At 61.0% G+C, this 20564-nt stretch carries 15 protein-coding genes; 1 reads left to right on the top strand and 14 read right to left on the bottom strand.

What is annotated here, in order from left to right; all coding sequences use genetic code 11:
- Positions 1-2: 2 nt before the first annotated feature.
- A complete protein-coding gene (locus tag E5K00_RS19080) occupies positions 3-1799 on the bottom strand; it encodes a hypothetical protein (protein ID WP_135464863.1) in 1797 nt (598 codons plus the stop codon).
- Between the two features lie 137 nt (positions 1800-1936).
- Here E5K00_RS19080 and E5K00_RS19075 point away from each other — a divergent pair, with 137 nt between their 5' ends.
- Positions 1937-4027: a beta-N-acetylhexosaminidase gene (locus tag E5K00_RS19075; protein ID WP_135464862.1), complete on the top strand. Its 2091-nt coding sequence runs from the start codon at positions 1937-1939 to the stop codon at positions 4025-4027.
- 216 nt (positions 4028-4243) lie between these two features.
- Here E5K00_RS19075 and E5K00_RS19070 read toward each other — a convergent pair whose 3' ends face one another.
- From E5K00_RS19070 to E5K00_RS19010, 13 genes are all read right to left on the bottom strand, one after another.
- Positions 4244-7768, bottom strand: a complete 3525-nt coding sequence (locus tag E5K00_RS19070; RefSeq protein WP_135464861.1) for a hypothetical protein — start codon at positions 7766-7768, stop codon at positions 4244-4246.
- A gap of 157 nt (positions 7769-7925) precedes the next feature.
- Positions 7926-11660 (bottom strand): sensor histidine kinase, encoded by a 3735-nt coding sequence (locus tag E5K00_RS19065; protein ID WP_135464860.1) that lies wholly within the window; start codon positions 11658-11660, stop codon positions 7926-7928.
- 110 nt (positions 11661-11770) lie between these two features.
- Positions 11771-12082, bottom strand: coding sequence for a DUF983 domain-containing protein (locus tag E5K00_RS19060; RefSeq protein ID WP_245328348.1), 312 nt, complete (start codon positions 12080-12082; stop codon positions 11771-11773).
- 68 nt (positions 12083-12150) lie between these two features.
- The gene (locus E5K00_RS19055; RefSeq protein WP_135464859.1) at positions 12151-12393 is read right to left on the bottom strand and encodes a hypothetical protein; all 243 of its coding nucleotides are present in this window, start codon (positions 12391-12393) and stop codon (positions 12151-12153) included.
- 41 nt (positions 12394-12434) lie between these two features.
- A complete protein-coding gene (locus E5K00_RS19050; RefSeq protein ID WP_245328347.1) occupies positions 12435-12932 on the bottom strand; it encodes a DUF420 domain-containing protein in 498 nt (165 codons plus the stop codon).
- 34 nt (positions 12933-12966) lie between these two features.
- The gene (locus tag E5K00_RS19045) at positions 12967-13641 is read right to left on the bottom strand and encodes an SCO family protein (RefSeq protein WP_135464857.1); all 675 of its coding nucleotides are present in this window, start codon (positions 13639-13641) and stop codon (positions 12967-12969) included.
- 3 nt (positions 13642-13644) lie between these two features.
- Complete coding sequence (locus tag E5K00_RS19040; RefSeq protein WP_100338899.1) at positions 13645-13986, bottom strand: cytochrome C oxidase subunit IV family protein; 342 nt, start codon at positions 13984-13986, stop codon at positions 13645-13647.
- Between the two features lie 48 nt (positions 13987-14034).
- Positions 14035-14808: a cytochrome c oxidase subunit 3 gene (locus E5K00_RS19035; protein ID WP_135464856.1), complete on the bottom strand. Its 774-nt coding sequence runs from the start codon at positions 14806-14808 to the stop codon at positions 14035-14037.
- Positions 14809-14830: 22 nt separating this feature from the next.
- Complete coding sequence (locus tag E5K00_RS19030) at positions 14831-15418, bottom strand: cytochrome c oxidase subunit 3 (protein ID WP_135464855.1); 588 nt, start codon at positions 15416-15418, stop codon at positions 14831-14833.
- Positions 15419-15427: 9 nt separating this feature from the next.
- Positions 15428-16279 carry a heme o synthase gene (gene cyoE, locus E5K00_RS19025; RefSeq protein ID WP_135464854.1) on the bottom strand — a complete coding sequence of 284 codons (852 nt, stop codon included), beginning with the start codon at positions 16277-16279 and terminating at the stop codon, positions 15428-15430.
- Positions 16280-16329: 50 nt separating this feature from the next.
- Positions 16330-17409, bottom strand: a complete 1080-nt coding sequence (locus tag E5K00_RS19020; RefSeq protein WP_135464853.1) for a COX15/CtaA family protein — start codon at positions 17407-17409, stop codon at positions 16330-16332.
- A 172-nt stretch (positions 17410-17581) separates the two neighbouring features.
- Complete coding sequence (locus tag E5K00_RS19015) at positions 17582-19444, bottom strand: cytochrome c oxidase subunit I (protein ID WP_245328346.1); 1863 nt, start codon at positions 19442-19444, stop codon at positions 17582-17584.
- Between the two features lie 26 nt (positions 19445-19470).
- Positions 19471-20541 (bottom strand): cytochrome c oxidase subunit II, encoded by a 1071-nt coding sequence (locus E5K00_RS19010; protein WP_135464852.1) that lies wholly within the window; start codon positions 20539-20541, stop codon positions 19471-19473.
- Positions 20542-20564: the final 23 nt, after the last annotated feature.

Genomic DNA, 20564 nt, shown 5'->3' with positions numbered 1-20564 from the left:
GGCTACTGCTCGTCGAACACCGTGAGCCTGGCGTTGTCGAGCAGCAGGCCGGCCTGGGTGCCGTAGTAGAGAAACACGACGGAGACGTTGTCGAAATCTTCCCGTGGGGGGCGCATGTCGAAGTGCAGCTCCCGCTTCCAGCCGCCTTCCAGGGCCCGCTGCAGCCGCACGGTGCGCTCCTTCACCACCTCCGTGCCGCGCCGGAACCGCACCACGTACTGCGTCATGCGGGGCATGTCCCATTCCGTGTGCTGCGCCTGGGCCAAAGCCGAGGCCCGCACCCACTGAAAGTCGCCGGGGCGGGCGGGCAGCACGTACTCGGTGCTTTGCGGGTGCAGCGAGTCGAGGGCCAGGGAGCAGCGGCCCTGCAGGGCCGGCGTGCCGCACAGGCCATTATTTTCCTGCTCAAAATCCTGCTGCCATAGCACGCGCTGCTTCACCGGCGTGCCCGTAAACTCGGAGTTGCTGTCGAGCAGCAGGCGGGTTTCGCTGGGCACTTCGTAGCGAAACAGGATGCGCCACAAATACGAGCGGGTCATGTCGCCGGCCGCCAGCAGGCCGCCGTAGTTGGCCTGCACCGTGAGCCAGAGGCCGTAGTAGCAGCCCACCACCGCCAGCACGCCGTAGGCCGCCGCCCAACGTGGGCGGGCCAGCAGCCAACGTAGCGCCGCCGCCAGGGGCCAGGCCAGCACGGCGTAGCTTTGCACCATAGCCCGCTGGCCCAGCGCCCCGCCGTAGGTCCACTGCTCCCAGGCAAACGTGACGTAGAGAAACAGCACGAAGTACGCCAGCATGGGCCAGAAGGCTTCGGGCTGCTGGCGACGCAGCGGCCCGAAGCCCACCAGCGCCGTGAGCAGCAGTGGCGAATAGAGCAGCCAGCCGCTGCGGAAGCTGAAGATGCCTTCCCAGAGGTGGGGCCGCAGCCAGTTGAAGCCCTCGTTGCCGTAGCTGTAGTAAATCCAGGAGCCGGTGGCGTAGTGCCAATAGCACAGCTGAATACTGACCACCAGCGCCCCGGCCACCACGGCCGCCAGCAGCGCAGCTAGGTGCGTGCGCCAAAATGCCAGCCGCTCGTGCAGCGCCGCCCGGCTGAAGCGCAGCCCCCAGAGCAGGGGCAGCAGCACGGCCAGAACGTCGGTGGGCCGCGTCAGGGTCATCAACCCCACGGTGGCCCCGATGCCCAGCGCCTTGGCCAGCGTGGGCCGGGCGTAAAAGCTGGGCGTGAGCAGCAGCAGTACGGCGTACCAGCCAAATAGCCAGTTGTGGGTCATGGCGCCCTGCCCGGCACTGTAATTCAGATAATTGGTACCGAGCACCAGAATCAGCAGAGTAAGCGCGGTGGGCCACTCCCCGAACCGGGGCAGCAGGGCCCGACGTACCAGCCACAAGCTCAGCACGGCCACCAGCAAACTGGCCAGCAGAATAGCCCACTGGTAGGGCTGGGAGTAGCCGTCGGCGGGGTAGCCCAGGGGCCCGGCCAGGGCGTGGGCCGCCAGGAAAAAGGGCAGCTCCTGCAAGGCCAGGCCCGACGAGTACTTCAGCACATAGTTCTGACTAACCGAATCCAGAGCGGCGTGCTCGGTGGGCGCCGAGTGGTGGTATTGGGCCACCATTTCGGCGCGAAACCGCAGCTGCCGCAGGTCGTGGTACACGAATACGGCGGGCAGGTAGAGGTAGTAGCCGGCGCTGTCGGAACTGATAATCCGGACGCCTTGCTGCCGCACAGGCGGTAGGTAAAACGCCACCCAGAGCATCAGCCCGATGCTCAGCAGCCACGCCATTCGGGAAGGAGAGTTCATAGAAATCAGGGAGCCGCTGCCGGGTACAGAGAAGGGCAGAAGGCCGATAAAGCGCCAAAGTAGGGATACCAGCCGGTTTTTGGCTAATCGGGCCCGGTCGTTGCTTACCTTTAGCCTCCCTCCTGCCTTGTTTGCCTATGTCGGTTTCCCTGCGTTTGTCCTGCTTTTTGCTCGCCCTGTTGTTGCTCAATCCCTGTAGCCGGCTGACGGCCCAAAACCCGGTGGCCGATACCCGGGTGCTGCTGCCGGTGCCCTCGATGGCCCAGTGGGGCACCAGCCGCTTCGTGCTGAAAGACCATTGGCGCGTGCAGCTGCAGGGCCCCAAAGCCGATTCGGCCCTGCGCCCGACGCTGACGCAGTTTGGCGCCTGGCTCGGCCAGCAAACCAACGACAAGCGCCTGCGCACCGAGTTTGTGGGCAGCGGAGCCGCCGACCTGACCATCTACTACGGCCGCCTGGGCCAGCTCGATTTGCTCGACGAGGAAATGTACAGCCTGCGCGTAACGCCGATGGGCATTTCGCTGTCGGCCAACACCCACCTGGGCGTGCTGCGGGGCCTGGCCACCCTGCGCCAGCTGCTGAGCACCGACAAAAAGGAACATATGTTTGCCGAGGTCGACATTGCCGACTCGCCCCGCTTCAAGTGGCGCGGCCTGCTCATCGACGCGGCCCGCCACTTCATGCCCGTGGCGGTTATCAAGCGCAACCTCGACGCTATGGCCGCCGTGAAGCTGAACGTGCTGCACTGGCACCTCTCCGACGACCAGGCCTTCCGGGTGGAAAGCAAGGTGCTGCCCCGCCTGCACCAGGTGGGCGGCCAGTATTATACCCAGGCTCAGGTGCGCGAAATTGTGCGGTACGCGGCCCAGCACGGCATCCGGGTGATTCCCGAGTTCGACATGCCCGGCCACACCACCAGCTGGCTGGCGGCCTACCCCGAGCTGGCTTCTATCGACTCGACCTACGGCCCGGCCCAGACCTGGCGCACGCTCAACATTGCCCTCGACCCGACCAAGGAAACCACCTACCAGCTCATCGACAAGGTGCTGGCCGAGATGACGCCCCTGTTTCCCGACCCGTACTTCCACATCGGGGGCGACGAAAACGACGGGCGGCAGTGGCGGCGCAGCCCGCGCATCATGGCTTGGTCGAAGGAAAACGGGTTTCTGAAAGCCAACGGGCAGCTCGACAAGCACGGGCTGCAAACCTATTTCAACCGCCGCATTCTGCAGTTTGTCACCAAATACCACAAGAAGATGGTGGGCTGGGACGAAATTCTGGGTCCGGGCCTGCCCGAAGACGCCGTTATTCAGAGCTGGCGGGGCCGCAAGGGCCTCTACGATGCCGTGAAGCAGGGCCACGCCGCCCTGCTCTCCAACGGCTACTACCTCGATTTGAACTACAGCGCCGCCACCTACTACCTCAACGACCCACTGCCGGCCGACGCGCCCCTGACCGCCAGCCAGCAGGGCATGGTGCTGGGCGGCGAGGCCACCATGTGGGCCGAATTCGCGGACAGCGTCATCATCGACAGCCGCATCTGGCCCCGGGCCGCCGCCGTGGCCGAGCGGCTGTGGTCGGCGACCTACGTGCGCGACGTGCCCGATATGTACCGCCGCCTGGCTCTGGTCTCGGCCGAGCTGGAAACCCTGGGCCTCCAGCACCGCCAGGCCCCCGAGCAGCTGCTGGCGCGCCTGGCCGGGGGCCGCGACGTGGCCGCCGTGCGCACGTTGGCCGGCGTGCTGGAGCCCGTGAAGGAATACAAGCGCCACTTCCAGGGCTTCACCTACACGCCCAGCACGCCCCTCACCCGCCTGGTCGATGCCGCGCCAGCCGAGTCGGAAGCGGCCCGGCAGTTTGGCGTGGCCGTGGATGGGTTGGCGGAATATCTGAAAATGGCCCCGGCCACGGAGCGGTTTAAGGGCGCCAGTTCGAAGTCGTTGCTGTCGTTTCTCAACGCCCAGCTGCGCACCTGGCAAACCAACGACCAGCGCCTGCAGCCCCTGCTGGTGCAGGGCGCCAACCTGTGGGAGTACGCCCCGCTTTCCACCCAGCTGCGCCTGATTTCGGCGCTGGGTTTGGAGCGCCTGCAGATGCTGGAAAAAGGCACCGCGCCTTCCGCTGCCTGGCAGGCCGCCGCCCTCAAGCAGCTCGACGCGGCCAAAGCTCCCGCCGGGCAGGCCGAGCTGGCCGTCGTCGGCCACCTGCGCAAGCTCATTTCGCTGTAGGAATCGGCTGTTGCTTATTCTGTCATCCTAAGCTTGCGAAGGGCCTTCCTCGCCTACCGCACGGCAGTTTTTGCCAACGTACAAAAGCCCTTTACCATCGGCACGGCAAAGGGCTTTTGTACGTTGAAGAATGCTTGTCACTCAGGTGAGAAAGGTCCTTCGTTCCGCTTTGCTTCATTCAGGATGACAGACAAGAGCAGCAGGCTATGAAATCCCCTAAAACAGCACCGACACCTGCATGCGGCCGGTGTGAATCGGGGCCAGGCCGTTGGGCTTGCGGCCGTCGTAGGCCAGGGTCACGTTCAGGCCGTTGCTGAGGCGCTGCTCCACGTTCAGATTCCAGGTGAAGTTGCTGCCGGGGCGCAGGGCATTCAGGATTTCCAGGCCCACCAACGAGGTCTGGTCGTCGTCGAAGCCCACCTTCACGTAGCGGGCCGTGCCGCTCACCGTGCGCTTGCTCACCTGACTGATGCGGGTTTCGAGGCCCAGCTCGTCGAACGTGCCGCGCACGTCCTGGTCGGGGCCGGCGGTGTTCTGCTTGCTGACGCGCTGGTAGGTGCCCGTGAAGCGCAGCGTGGTGTTAGGCTGGTAGCTGATTTCGGGCGTGACTTCGTACACCAACAGCCGGAAGTTGCGGGCCGCCGAGTAGTCGGAAATACTTTCCCGGATGCTGCGCGTGGTCGTCAGGCGGCCCGTGAACATCTGGGCCAGGGTGCGCCGCACCAGCACCGACTGGCTGGCCAGGTTGCGCACGTCGAAGCCCTGGGTGAGCAGCACTTTCTGCTGGGTTTGCTGCACGGTAAACTCGGCCCCAAAAATCGGGTTGGAGCGGTTGAAATAGACCGTGTTGCGCAGCAGCTTGTTCAAAGAAAGCAGCAACGTGTCCTCGGTCTGGAAAGCAAACGGGTTGAGGCGGGAAACCAGGTTCTTATCCACCGTGCGCCTATCGAGCGTGACGCTGCTGACGGTGGAAAAGCGCGTGAGCAGGTTCCGGACGCCTTTCAGGTCGCGCCACTGCCGGGGCGCGTTCAGCGTGAGGCGGTAGCTGAAGCGGTTGGTGAAGGCAATGATGTAGTCGTCGGTGGGCAAAAACACCTTGATGTAAGTGCGGTACTGCGCGTCGGGGGTCTGGGCCTCAAAAAACTCGTCCTTCTGCTGAATTCCGTCGCCGTTGGTGTCCTGGTAATAGTGGGTGCCTTGCCCGGCAATAACGGAGAGAAACGAATAGTCGCGGCGCAGTTCCCGGCCGGTGGCCACGCTGTAGCTCAGCTCCGAGCGCACCACGCTTTGCAGAAACGAGGCATTCCAATCGACTTTGCCCAGCACGGTGCTCTGGCGGGCACTGTCGCGGGCCGTCAGGTCGCGGTAGGTAGCCAGCAGGTTCAGGTCCTGGTTCTGGCCCAGGCGGCTGCTGAAGGTGCCCTGCCAGGTCTGGGCCTGCCCGCGGGTGCGCAGCTCGTTGTTCAAGGGCGTCTGGTCGCGGCGGTAGGTGTAGTCGAGGCGGAAGCGGGCCTTGGCGCTGTCCTGGCTTTGCACAAACACGTTGTGCTCGTCGAAGTAGTTGGCCGAGCGCAAAGAGTCGCCGCTGGGCAGGGCCACGCGGTTTTTGTCGAAGCGGTAGGCGTAGCCGGGCACCATCAGGCCGCGGTTGTAGCGGGCCGTGGCCTCGCCCCGCGCCCACGTCGAGCGGAACCGGCCGGCGTCGGTGTTGAGCAGAAACAAGCCGGCCCGCATTTCCACGTCGCCGAGCTTCTGGGCCACGTCCAGCCAGTTCTGAATCCCATTTACCTCCCCGGCCCGGTAGCGGCGCGTCACGCGGTAGTTGATGCTGTTATTGGCATCCTTCACCGCGCCCACCGAGAAGTTCAGCACGTTGTCTTCGCGCGCCACGCGCCGGGTGGCGTTGCCCTGCACGGTGCTGGTGGTGCTCCAGTTGCGGTCAAACTCGATGTCGCGGTACCGGTCGATGGGCGCGAAGCGGTGGCTGGTGTACTCGTAGTCGAGGGCGCTGCGAAACTTGTAGGCTTTGAGCACCGGCAAATCCAGCTTCCGGTCGAGCACGGTGTAGCCCACGCGCATGGCCTGGCCCTGGTCGGTTTCAGGCGAGAAGCGGTTCAAATCGAGGCTGGTGGAAGCCACGTCCACGAATACCGTGGTGGTCGAGTCGAGGCGGTAGCTGGCGCCCATCGACACCATCTGCTTTTCCAGGGGCGTGGGCAGCAGCCGTTCGGCCAGGTAGCGGCCCCGGCCCTCCCCCACGTACTCGTACACGCGCCCGTTGGCGTTGGTGAAGCGTGAGCTGAGGTTGTAGTTGCCGCCGCCCGCGCCCTTGTCCGTAAACCGCACTGTGTACACGCCCTTGGTCGAATCGGGCGGGTAGGTAAACACGGCCGTGCGCTGCGCCGTGTTGGGGTCGATGATAACCGAGCGGTTGTACTGCACCTGTCGCCGGTCGTACTGCACCGAGTCGGCGCCGGGCGTGCTCACCTGGCTCACGTTTTCGCTGACGCCGCGCAGAATGGCCCGGTCCGAGTCTTTGAGCGTGAGGTTGGGCGAGTTGTCGGGGTTGTCGGCCTCGCGGTAGTAGTTGGCGTGCACGCTCAGCTTGCCCAGCTCCTGGTAGTGGCTCAGGTGGTAGAGCGAGCGGGCGTAGTTGAAGTCGGAATACTCGAAGTCAATCTTGATGCGGGAGTTGCGGGTAATCAGGTGCTGGGGCGAAAACGTGACTTCGGCCTGGTTGTAGTCGATAACGTAGTCGAAGTCGAAGCCCCGGGTCAGCAGGCGGCCGTCCAGGTACACCCGCTCGGAGTTGGCCAGCACGATGATGAACTGCTCGCCGTTGGGCCCGCGCAGGCGGTACGGACCCTGCACGTTTTCGATGGGAGCAATGTCAATTGAGGCAAACTTGCCCTTGGCCACGCCCGCCGCCACGGTGGTGGTACTGCGGCGGCCCGGCTTGGTGCCGATGGAGGCCTCCACGGCCGCGCCCTGCACGTTTTTGTAGAAGCGCAGAAAGTAGTCGGGCCGGTTGCGCAGCACCACGTCGCCGGCCGTCAGGTTCCAGCGCGGGTGGGTCAGGGTGATGTAGAGCCGGTCAAATTCCTGGAGCTGCTGGGTGTTGCCCTCGGGCTGAAACGGCACGTTCTGGTCGCTGATGGCCGCCGTCAGGGTAATGTCGTCGGTGAGCTTGCCGTCGAGCTGCAGGTTGAGCGAGGAGTTGACAAACACGTTCTGGGTGTTGCCAAACGACACGCCCCGCGACAGGTTGCCGGTTTTGCTGATGCCCGGCGTGCTGAGAATCTGCTCCTTGACCGAGAAATCCTGGTAGCCGAACGTGCGCCGCCCGAAGCTCACGCTGTCCATCAGCCCGCGGGGCCGCCGAAACCGGGGCGCGGCCAGGGCCATCGGCAGCACCCGGTAGCACACCAGCACCGAGTCGGGCCGCAGATTGTCCGCCGAATCCGGGGCCGGGGCGGGTTGCACCAGCTGGTACTGCCCGGTGCGCGGGTCGTAGGCCACCGAGCGGCCCAGCACGCTCACCGACGACGGCACCACGGTCAGGGAATCATCCAGCGCAAACCGGGTGGTGTCGCGGCCCGGCGTGAGCGGCACCCAGCGGCAGCGCCGCGACGAGGGCACACCCTGCTGCTGCTGCTGCGCCCGGGCCGCGAAGGTTGCCAGCACCCCTCCGAGCAGCAGTAAGCCAATGCGCAGGATTCGAAGCGTATGGCTGCTGATCATTCGGGGCTGAAAACGGGTTAGGATGCGCAAGGCAACTCGGGTGGCTCCACAACGCGCAAAGCCCTTGGTTTAGTTTTTAGTTGTCAGTTGTTCGTTGCTCGTTGTTAGTGCGAAGGTGAGCAGACCAACCTACCAACTGACAACGAGCAACTGCCACCTAAGCCGGGGCCAGCGGCAGCTCAATGCAAAACGTGGTTCCTGCGCCTTCCTCGGTTTCAAACCAGATTCGCCCGCCCGCGCTTTCAATGCCGCGCCGGGCCACCGCCAGCCCGATGCCCGAGCCGGATTCCTTGGTCGTGAAGTTGGGCACGAACACCTTGTCGCGCACGGTTTCCGGAATGCCCGCGCCGTTGTCCTGAATGCAGACCCGCACCCGGTCCGAGTCGGGCACGGGCTCGATGGAGGCGGTAATCAGGGGCCGGCGGCTGTCGGGCACGGCTTGCAGGGCGTTTATCAGCAGGTTGTTGAAAGTGCGCACCAGCAGGTTTTCGTCGGCAAACACCACGTAGCGGCCCTCCTCCGCTTCTTGCGGCAGCTCCAGCTCGATGCTGCCACCCCGGGCCCCACCCTGGTGCAAACCCACGCAGCGGCGCAGGATGGAGGCCACGTCGAGGCGCTCAGGCCGCATGGCGGGCAGGTTGGTGAAGTTGCTGAACGAAGTGGCAATGTCGCTGAGCACGTCGACCTGGGTTATCAGGGTCTGGGAAATCTTGCCGATAAGCTCCTCGGCGTTGGGGCGCTTTTCGGCAATGGCCTTCTGCAGAAACTGCAGGCTCAGCTTCATCGGCGTCAGCGGGTTCTTGATTTCGTGGGCTACCTGCCGGGCCATTTCGCGCCAGGCGGCCTCTTTTTCCTGGGTGGCCAGTTCCTGCTTGCTTTCCTCCAGCTTCAGCAGCATGGCGTTGTACTCGCGCACCAGCAGCCCGATTTCATCCGACGACTCGTAGGCCAGCATTTCGTTCTGCCCGGTGAGGGTGGTGTGCTTCAGCTTTTCGGTCAGCACCTTCAGGGGCGAAGTCAGCAGGCGAGAGGCAATGAAGGTCAGAATCAGAAACAGGATGAACATCACGGTGAAGATGTTCAGAATGGTCGAAATCAGCTCAATCAGCTTGTTATCCAGTTCTTTCTCGGAGTCGAAGAACGGAATGCCCACGTAGCCCACCACCACGTTGGCCCGCTCCGGCCCCACCGTAGTGCGCAGGGGCAGATACAGCGAGTTGAACGACAGGGTGCCGGCCCGCTCGGTGAGCAGCACCCGGGGCTGGGCCTGCTCGGCCAGGGCGGCGGCGGCCTGGGGGTTCATCAGCGGGCTCAGCAGCCCCGATTCGAAGATGAGGGGCTGACTGCTCACCAGCAGCTCGCCCTGGGCATCGTAGAGGTTCAGGTCGGTTTCGGTGAGACCCGACACGTTGTCGGCCAGGTCGACGAGGGCCGCCCGGCTGGAAGAGTCGGCCAGCACGGCCCGGTTTTTCAGCAGGTTTTCCTGCACCGCCTTACCCCGCCGCTCGTAGGTGCGCAGCAGGTCGCGCTTGTAGGAGCTCGTCACCTGGCTGGCCGTGGCAATGCTGACCACGATAAGCGGCACCAAGATACCGAAGTTGAGAAACAGCTGAATCTTGGTGCTGAAGTTGGTCCGGAACGCCTCGAAGTACCGTCCCCGGGCCAGCATGTAGATGCCGATGGCCACCAGCCAGAAAAAGGTGTGCAGCAGAAACAGGAAAGAGAAGTTGGCCAGCCAGTCGGCAAAGGAGTAGGTGGCCGTGGTAACGACTGCCGTGCGGTTCTGGGGGCCGCGCACGGCAAAGTGGTGAAACCCATCGACCGACAGGCCCGTGGTGTAGAGGCGCGGGTCTTGGAGCTGCTGCAACGAGAGGCGGTTGGCGTAGTCGAAGTCGCCTTCGTTGTACACCAGCCGGCTGTGCTCGAAGCCGGCGTAGCTAAGCTCGGGGCCCAGGCTGGGCTGGAAAAACTTCTGGTCGACCAGCAGCTCGGGCACCACGCTGTTGGCCGTGAGCTTCTTCAACGACAGCTCCAGCAGCACCGTACTCACGCCCCCGCGCGGACTGGGCACGCCCACAAACGACACGTAGCGCCGGGTGCTGAACGAGCTGGGGTTGCGGATCAGGTAGAGGTTGGGCTGGTCGGTGGGCAGGGCGGCGCGCAGCAGCTGTTGGCGCGTGGCCGCCAGGCCGGGCTTTTTCTTCGCCTCCTGAATGGGCTTGCCGGCCGGGTCGAAGAGCGTCACCGTGACTTCGTACTTGTCGAAATAGTCGCGCAGATAGTACTTCACGATTTTCTGGCGCACCACGTCCTGGTTGGCAAACGGGCTGGCCAGCATCGAGCGAATCAGCGGGTCGGCGGCCAGTTCGCGGCTGCGCTCGGCCAGCAGGTATTCACCCTGCAAATCGTTATCGACGAGCAGGTTGCCGGCTATCTTCTGCTTGGTAAGCACCAGCTGCCGGTCGAAGTGCTCATACAACGCCAACGCCCCCACTGCCGAGCTGATACCCAGCATCAGGAAGATGAACAGATACACCTGGTAGGGCATGATGGAGGCAATCTGCTTGAGTCCGGTAAGGCGCACCACCAGAAAAAACAGCAGCGTGAGCCCCAGCAGAATGGCCTGCGCCTCGCCCAGCACCACGCCCGCCGGCAGAATCACCAGCGTCGCCAGGGCCAGCATCGAGGCGCCCAGCCGCTTGGAGCTGGGCCGCCCGATGGCAATAAAGGACTGGGACAGAATATAAAACCCGACCAGGTAGCTGCCCGTGTGCAGCACGATGGCAAAGCACAGCAAAAGCTTAAACCCCGACACCTGGATGTTCTGGGTGATGTCCAGGACCAGCTGGGAGTTGTTGAAACTGTTGGAGTAGAAATGAAACAGCAGTTCCAGCAACCCCAGAAACGCAAATACCACGACCGTGCCCACAGCTGCCCGCGCGCCCAGCCCTTCCACGTGCCGCACCTGCCGCACCACGCCGTAGCGCCGGAACAGCAGCAGCACGTAGTAGGCCGTCAGCAGCAGCAGAAACGCGTTGATGAGCAAGTCGCCGAGCGAGGGCGACAACCAGGAGGCGGCGTACACCCGCGGATCAAACAGAGGCAGCTCGACCACCGAAAACGGCAGCCCCAGGTACAGCAGCGCGGCCCGGTACACGGCCAGCGGTACGACCACGCTGGCCGCCCCCGCCAGGATGTTGCCGCGCCGCAACAGCCGCCGGGCCTGCAACAGCCAGCCCACCACGTAGAGGCCCGTACCCAGCAGCAGAAACGCCAGCAGCAGGTATTTGCCCGTAATCGGATTGGGCTGCAGGCTTTCCACCGAAAACAAGTATTTGCCTTCCTCCGAGCGCAGCCACGGCAGCCGGGAGCCGGGCATGTTGGGCATAATACGCACGTTCAGCCCCTTGAACAGGGCCTTGTCGGATCCTTCGCGCAGGTACCGGTTGCTGATGCCGTAGCGCTTTTCCAGGGGTACGTAGGTGAGCACCACGTAGGGCCCCGCCGGCTGGCGCAAGGCCAGGTAGTAGCCAAAGCGCATTTCCACCAGCTTCTCGCGGAAGCTCTGGGCGGCATTCTCCGGCTCGGGCCGCGTCGTGTGGTCCGACCAGTACAGGAGTTTTTCGCCCCGGAAGACGAAGCACGGATAGGTGGTATGGCCGACGAGCGTACCAAAGTTCAGCTCCCCGCTCTGCAGGCGGCGGGCTACTTCATTGGCTTCCCGCTGGGCCGTGTGCTCGGCTCCTTCCACCAGGTTCTGGAGGCGCACCACGTCGGTGTGTACCAGCACGCCGGAGGCCCGCGCTCCAAAACGGTTGCTGAGGTAGGCGCCCACAAAGCAAATGCAGGCAGCCAGCAGCAGAACAAGCGGAGAAAAACGGGACGACTTCAACAGCGGCAGATACGGTAATCGATAAAAATACGGCGCGAATCGGGAGGCAGCCCAAACAAAAATGCCGCCAATTGGCGGCATTTCCTATTTCCGGCAGCCGGGGCAGGGCTTCAACGGGGCGGCTTGTAGTGGACGCCGCCGAAGAAGTATAGCATCACGGCCCTAGCGTAGCGAAACAGCAGCGGCGTGAGCAGCAGCACGGCCGCGGCCACGGTGCTGACGTACACCCAAACCGGCGGGTCGTGGGCCAGGTAGTAGAGCAGCACGCCCACCAGCACCACAATGCCTACGGAGAAGCCGTAGCTGACGTACATGGCACCCCAGTAAAATCCCACTTCCGGCTCGTAATGCTGCCCACAGTCGGGGCACGCCTCGTACATGTCGTCGAACTTCGTCAGATTCAGGGCCGAGTACTTAAACAAAGGTCCGCGGTGGCACCGCGGACACTTCAGATTCAGCAGGGCCCACCCCGTGGAAGAGGGCTCCGCCATTATTTCTTCTTGTGGCTGTTGCGGTACCAGAAGTAGCCCACCGTGCCAATGAGCAGGTACGGAATCGTCATCAGGTACACGATGCCCTTGTTCAGGCCCGAGGTATCGTAGGCGTCCTTTTCGGTGCGGGCCGCTTCCACCTGCGTTTTACACATGGTGCACTGCGCCTGCGAGGCCAGCGGAGCCAGGCTCAGCAGCACGGCCAGCATCAGGGCGAATAATCCAGCTCCTATCTTTTTCATCTCTTTGAAAACCAACTGCGTGAGAAAAAGTTGCCTGCAACTCAGGTATAGTACGGCGAAATCATGAAGTACACGATAACGCCCGTTACGGAAACGTAAAGCCAGATGGGAAAGGTCCAGCGGGCAATGCGGCGGTGTTTGGCAAACTGCTCGGTCAGGGCAAAGTACAGCGTAAACAGCACCAGGCCCACCGTCACGGCGGCCAGCAGGATGTGGCTGAGCAGGATAAAGTAGTACACGCCGCGAATCAGGCCTTCCCCCCCGAACTTCGTCGATTCGACCTGGGAATGGTACATCACGTACGACACCAGGAACAAGGCCCCCAGCAGGAAGGCGGTACCCATCATGGCCCGGTGCCTGAGCACCTGCTTCTGCCGGATGAAGTAGTAGCCCAGTAGCAGACACACTGCCGTCAGGGAGTTCAGCACGGCATTGACGGCCGGCAGGAACTTGACCTGCGCGCCGGCAATGTGAAATGACTTGGAGAAAAAATGCAGAATGGCTACTACCACTGGTATAGCCACTCCCAGGATGATCATAATGGCCTTAATCCGGGCATTACCACCCGCTGGATTAGTGACCGGACTTGTCGTGGTCATAGGTGTACAGCAAAACGCTGATTTCGGTGATGAGGCGCTCTACCTCCCGCGGCTTGGTGCCGTCGTAAATGCCCCGCACCTGGTGGTTGCGGTCCACCAGGTACAGGTTCTGGCTGTGCACGATGCCGGGGGCGGCTCCCGCGGGCGCGGGCAGGCGAAACTCCTCCGTTGCTAACCGGTACAGCTCAGCTTTGTTGCCGGTCAGGAAAAACCACTTGCCGGCAATAGCACCGTACCGCTCGGCGTAGCGGGCCAGCACCGCCACCGAGTCGTGCTCGGGGTCGACGGTGAAAGACACGAGCTTCACGCGGGGCTCTTTGCGGAACTTCTCCTGCACCCGCATCAGCTGGCTATTGACCTTGGGGCAGGCGCCGGGGCAGGTGGCAAAAAAGAAACTGGCCACGTACAGCCCGCCTTTCAGGTCCTGCTGGCTTACCACGCGCCCCGACTGGGAAGGCAGGCGAAAATCACGCAGGGTATGAAAAACAGTATCGCGCTGCCACTCCCCGCCCACCTGCGTCGAATCGACACGGTCGGGCAGGTACGTTGGCAGCGCGAAACGATTAGTACCGAAGGTTTTTAGAAACAAAAACGCTAGTACCGGCAAGAGCAGAATGAGGCCCAGAACCAGGGTTTGCTTGGGCCGCATTGCTTACTTAAAGGCGTTGTAGATGGCCTCGCCAATAGCCGAGCCCTCGGTAATCAGAGCCACCATCAGCCAGATCAGCAGCGCCATCGGCACCAGAATCGACCAGATCAGGCCCTTGGTTTCATGCTTGAGGTGCATGAACTCCGCCACGATGAAGAAAGCCTTGAAGATGGTCAGCACAATCAGAATCGAGTTCCGGAAGGTGCTGGGGTCCATAATGAAGGTTACGGCAAACTCGAGGGCCGTAACGCCTACCAGAACGAAGAACGTTTTCCAGATCCAGCCCGTGACGGGGCGCGGAATCTCACCGGTTGGCTGGGTGTGGTCAGTTGCGTGATGAGCCATATGCGTAAGGAAGTAAAAGCGAAGGAAAAAAGACGAGTCTAGTTCGTATTAAACGAGGTAGAAGAAGGTGAATACGAATACCCACACCAGGTCTACAAAGTGCCAGTACAAACCGATTTTCTCCACCATCTCGTAGTGGCCGCGCTTCTCAAACGTACCGTTGGTGGTAGCAATGAAGGCCCAGGTCAGCAACACCAGGCCGCTGAATACGTGGGTGCCGTGGAAACCGGTGATGAAGAAGAACAGATCGGCGAACAGTACGGGACCGTACTCATTCATCTGCAGGTTAGCTCCGTGGAAAATCGTGCCGTCCAGCATCTTGGTGCCGGCATCAGTACCACTGATGAAGTGGCTCCACTCCCAGGCCTGGCAGCTCACGAACGTCGCGCCGAAGAGCAAGGTCCACAACAGCCATTTCTGCACGTCAGCCTTGTCCATGCGGTGACCGGCTTCTACGGCCAGTACCATCGTTACGGAACTGAAGATCAGGATCATCGTCATCAACGCCACGAAAGCCAGCGGCAGGTCGTAGCCGTGCAGACCGGGGAAGGAGTTGAATACTTTGTCCGGAATGGGCCAGTACGCCGTGGAGAACACAAAGTCTTTGTGGTCACCGGCGTAAGCCAGGTGGCGGTGGCGCATCAACCCGTAGGTTGTCAGGAAGGCGGCAAACGTGAAGGCATCCGACAGCAGGAAGAACCACATCATCAGCTTGCCATAGCTAGCCTTAAAGGGTTCGTTGCCGCCATCCCAGGTCCCGGAGCGGGGCCGCTCGATGGAGGCGTTGTTGTGAAGCGTCTGCGTCGTGGAGGTGGTGGACATAACGAGCGAAGTAAAAACGAAATCAGTGGTTCAAAAGTAGGAACAAATACAGGTACAACCAAAGCGCGCCGAGGAAGTGCCAGTAGATTGTCGCATTGCCAATGGAGAGCATCTGGCGGGAATGCACCTGATAGTTCAGGCTTCTACGCAAGACGACGACCAAAAAGATGAGGCCCGTAATCAGGTGAAAAGCGTGCACGCCGGTCAATACGTACAGAAAGGAGCCCGACGGATTAGCATCAACGCCGCCAAAGTGAATTTTGTTGGCTACCAGGTCGCCCCAGACGTTCCACTGGCCCACCAGAAATACGATGCCCAGGATAAGCGTCAGAGCAATACCGATTTGCGCGCGCCGCACTTCGTCTTTGCGGGCCGAAAACCACGCCCACTGCATGGTAAGGCTGCTCAGGGTAATAATAACACTGGTATAGAGCAGGCCACCGGGCAGGTCAAATTCCAGCCAGTTGCCTTCCTCCCGCCGCACGATGTAGGCGCTGGTGTAGGCGGCAAAAATCATGGTGATGCTGATCATCATCAGCAGCAGTAAGAGCCGTTTGGGGTGCATCCCCGTGCCGGCTTCTTTGTCTTGCAATATTTCGGAAGTTGCCATCCTGAAACGTTAAATTTTGTCAAAAACCAGCGCAATCTGCACGATTGGCAGGTACAGAAACGACCCGAACATGATGCGCATGGCCGCCTTCTTGGAGCAGGTGCGCATCAGGTAAAAGGTCTGCATCAAAAACAGCACCCCGCAGACCACGGCAATCAGCGCCGAGGTTTTGCCGGCCATGCCCAGCTGCAGCGGCAGCAGACTCAGCGGAATCAGCAGCAGCGTGTAGGTCATGATCTGGAAAGCCGTCCGCAAATCCTTGCCGCCCGGCGTGGGCAGCATCTTGAAGCCGGCCTTCTTGTAGTCCTCATCCAAAACCCAGGCAATGGCCCAAAAGTGCGGAAACTGCCACATGAATTGAATACCAAACAGCACCCAGGCCTCGGTGCCCAATACGCCCGTGGCGGCTACCCAGCCCAGCAAGGGAGGCATGCCCCCCGGAATAGCCCCTACGGCCACGCAAATGGGGGAAATGGTCTTGAGCGGGGTATATACAAACCCGTACAGAATCAGGGACAGCAGGGACAGCGCCGCCGCCAGCGTATTGAAAAAGTACCCGAGAATGAACAGCCCGGCGACGCCCATGATGATGGCAAACACCCAGGCTTCAGCCGCACTCAGCGCGCCCGTGGGCAACGGCCGCTTGGCCGTGCGCTTCATGAGCTTGTCCAGCTCGATTTCGTGGATCTGGTTGATGGTATTGGCCGAGCCTGTGACGGCCAGACCGCCCAACAGCACCAGTAATGCCCGGCTCCAATCAAATTCCTGGGCGCCCAGCAAATAGCCGATGGCGCTGGAAAAGGCCACCGTCAATGCCAGTCGGAATTTGATTAACTGGAAATAGGCCTTGGCTTTCGTCATTCTACGCAATCAAAACTCCCGCCAGATCAGCCTCAAACGGGGCCGCAAAGTTACGCAACAACGCCCGGATAAGCGGCCTGCCGCTTGAATTTCGTTGCCCGACCATACAAAACGATGGTCAGAAACTGGGTTCCGAACAGCACCGTAGCCAGCGTCAGGTGAATTGGCTGCACCAGCGCCGGCAAGGCAAAATAGGCCAGCGTGATGCCCGCCAGGATTTCCAGCCCAATCAGCCCAATGTTTACCAAGGCCATGCGCTGCAGTTGTCCCGACGGCAGCCGGTACAGCCGGAAGGCCACGTACGCGTTGAGCAGCAGCAGTAAAGCCGAAAAGGAACGGTGAAGCTTGAAGATGCTACCCAAATGGTCAATCCAGTCCGCGCGGTTGAGGTAGTTGGCCGCAAATGCTACCATGTCGACCTCCTCCCGCACCTGCGTGCCTAATACAATCTGCACGAAGGTCAGCAGTGTAATCAGCCACAGCCACGGTGCCAGGCTAGGCGTTGCGGGCACAGTCTCCGGATTGGTCGTCTCGCGCTGGGAGCGAATCACCGCGTAGATCAGCATGGCCACAATTACCAGAGCCAGGCCCATGTGAATGGTCACCATCACGGGCAGCAGGTTGGTCGATACGACCAAAGAGCCCAGGTAGCCCTGCACGCCGGTCAGCAGAAACGACCAGAAAGCCAGCCAGAACACTGGCCGGTCGCGACGCCAGTACGGCAGGGCAAACACGACGGTCAGGAACACGAACACGCCAATCAAGGCGCCCACCAGCCGGTTGACGTATTCAATCCAGGTTTTGGTGACGTTGAAGTCGGTTTCGATGTACTGGGTCGGGTGGGCGAAAATCTCACTGGCTACCTGCCGGAAACCCAGCCGTTGCAGGGTCTTCGCCAGCTTCTGGTTTTTGGCCACGCGCTGGGCCGTGTAGATTTCCTTGTAATTGGCGGGCAGCTGGCTAGCCTGCGTGGGCGGTATCCAAGTACCGAAGCATTTGGGCCAGTCGGGGCAACCCATGCCGGAGCCCGTGCTGCGCACGATGCCACCGACCAGAATCAGAACATATACCGCCACTACGGTCACGATGCCGATCAGGCGGAAGCGGCGTACAAACGCGGGTACTGTCATACTTTTTGAAAGGGGCTTAGGCTGCTCAGTAAACAATCCAAAAGTCGGTTTGATTAGACAGCCGAACGGGGAAATCCCGCCGGTAATGCCGGTGCCGGATTTCCCCGTTCTTGGGTAATAAAAAACGGGCCGCCGTGGATACAGCGGCCCGTTTTACATGGCATTTGCAAGACTATTCTTCCATGTCCCGCTCGTAGGGCAGATTCGAAGACTGGGTCTGCGAATAAGGTACGTTCTGCGGGATGAAGTCTTCAGCAGCACCGGGCTTGCTGTAGTCGTAGGGCCAACGGTACACGGCGGGAATTTCGCCGGGCCAGTTGCCGTGCCCAGGCACCACCGGCGTCGTCCACTCCAGCGTGGTCGAGTTCCAGGGGTTCTCGGTAGCGCGACGGCCGCGGAAGATGCTGTAGAAGAAGTTGAAGATGAAGATAAACTGACCGAAGAAGGCCAGGATAGCCGCAGCCGAAATGAACTTGTTCAGGTCAGCAAACTGGCTGAACGAGTCGAAGCCAGTCCAGGCGTAGTAACGGCGGGGGAAACCGGCGATACCCACGTAGTGCATCGGCATGAACACCAGGTAAACCCCGATGAACGTCAGCCAGAAGTGGATGTAGCCCAGCTTCTCGTCGAGCATACGGCCGAACATCTTGGGGAACCAGTGGTACACCCCGGCAAACAGACCAAAGAAGGCCGACGAACCCATTACTAAGTGGAAGTGAGCTACCACGAAGTACGTGTTGTGCATCTGAATGTCGATGGCGGCGTTACCGAGAATAATACCGGTCAGACCACCCGAGATGAACAGCGACACGAAGCCAATCGAGAACAGCATGGCGGTGGTGAAGCGGATGTTACCGCGCCACAGCGTCGCCAGCCAGTTGAAGGTCTTCACGGCCGATGGTACGGCGATGATCAGCGTCAGGAACATGAACACCGAACCCAGGAAGGGATTCATGCCGGTTACGAACATGTGGTGAGCCCACACCACGAACGACAAGAGCGAAATGCCCAGCAGTGAGCCAATCATGGCACGGTAGCCGAAAATCGGCTTACGGGCGTTGGTAGCCAGGATTTCCGACACCATACCCATGGCGGGCATGATAACGATGTATACTTCGGGGTGACCCAGGAACCAGAACAAGTGCTGGAACAGGATGGGGCTACCACCCTGGTGGTTCAGCGCCTGTCCGGCAATGTAGATGTCCGACAGGAAGAACGAGGTACCAAACGAACGGTCGAAGATCAGCAGCAGCGCGGCCGAGAACAGAACCGGGAACGAGAGCAGACCCAGGATAGCGGTGAGGAAGAAAGCCCAGATGGTCAGGGGCAGCTTCGACATCGACATGCCGCGGGTACGCAGGTTAATGACCGTAGTAATGTAGTTAACACCACCCAGCAGCTGCGACACGATGAACAGCGCCATCGACACCAGCCACAGCGTCATGCCCAAACCCGAACCAGGAATAGCCTGGGGCAGGGCGCTCAGCGGCGGGTAGATTGTCCAGCCGGCAGCGGCGGGGCCCGTCTCGATGAAGAGCGAAGTGAACATGATAATGCTCGACAGGAAGAAGAACCAGTACGAGAGCATGTTCATAAAGCCCGAAGCCATGTCGCGGGCACCTACCTGCAATGGAATCAGGAAGTTGGAGAACGTACCCGACAAACCAGCCGTCAGCACGAAGAATACCATGATGGTACCGTGCATCGTAACCAAGGCCAAGTAAAACTCGGGGTTCAGCTTACCGGCTTCGATCCACTTGCCCAGGAACGGCGACAGCCATTCGAAGGTCGACTCGGGCCAGCCGAGCTGTAGGCGGAACAAGCTGGAGAGCGTACCACCGATGATTGCCCAGAAGATACCCGTAATCAGGAACTGCTTGGCAATGACTTTGTGGTCCTGGCTGAAGACGTACTTGAACAGCCAGTGCTGGTCATGGTGCTCGTCGTGGTGCAGGTGCTCGTCGTGCTCGGTGTGCGGCTCGGTTACCCCGATGCCACCTTGCACTTGAGACTGAGTAGGAAGGTTAGCAGCCATAAAAGAGAGCGTGCGTTAAATAAGAGTTAGAGCGAGGCCTTGGCAGCCGGAGTTACAACAGCGGCAGCCGCTGAAGCGTTTTCCGTTTCTCCCAATTTTTCCGATTTCTGCTTGAAGCTAGCCAGCACATCAGGGTTCTGCTCCGAGAAAGACTTCTGCTGCGAGAACCAGGCTACGTAATCGTCCGGCTCATCCACGATGATGTTCAGCTTCATGGCGAAGTGACCACGGCCGCAGATCTGGTTGCAGGCCAGTTCGTAGTTGAACTTGGGGTTGCCCAGCTGAGCACGCATTTCATCGGTCGTCTTGGTTGGCGTAAACCAGAACTTGGTCGGCATACCGGGCACGGCGTACATCTGCACGCGGAAGTGCGGCATGTAAACGGCGTGCAGCACGTCGCGCGAGCGAATCTTCAGCAGCACGGGGTGGCCCTTGGGCACGTGAATCTCACCGGCTACGAAGTCATCCAGGCCGCTCTTGTCGCTGAGGTCGAAACCAAACTCGTTGGTCGCGTCGATCAGACGGTAGTTTACTACGCCCAGCTTCTGGTCGCGGCCGGGGTAGCGCACCAGCCAGTTGAACTGCTTGCCCATTACTTCCAGTACTACCGAGTCTTTGGGAGCCGGACCGGTAATCTTGGTCCATTCCTTCCAGCCGGCGAATACCAGACCAGCCATTACGATGGCCGGAATCACCGTCCAGATAATCTCGATCTTGTTGTTGTGGGGGAAGAAGTAAGCGCGGCGACCTTCCTTGTGCTGGTACTTGTAAGAGTACACGAACAAAGCAATGTGGGTCAGGACGAACACGATGCCGATGATGATCATCGTCGTCCAGAACAGGCGCTCCATCTCATGGCCGTGAACCGACGCAATGGGCGGGTTCATCTTGCCATAGTTTTCAATAAAGGAGTAAGCAAACGCCCCACCACCAATCACCATAAAAAGGATGAATAGGATAGCGTTGACGCGGTTACTCGTGCCAATCTCGCGCGTAGAGCTGCCCGAGAAAATGGAAGTCAGTATCTGGATGCGGAACAGCAGGCCGAAAACGACCAGCAGCAGCACGAGTACCAGAAGAATACCAAGAGCAATCATTAGTTGAGTGAAGAGGTGAGAGT

The organism is Hymenobacter aquaticus, assembly GCF_004765605.1.
Lineage (GTDB): Bacteria > Bacteroidota > Bacteroidia > Cytophagales > Hymenobacteraceae > Hymenobacter > Hymenobacter aquaticus.
The sequence above is the reverse complement of the archived record's forward strand: the minus strand, read 5'-3'. Positions and strand labels throughout refer to the sequence as shown.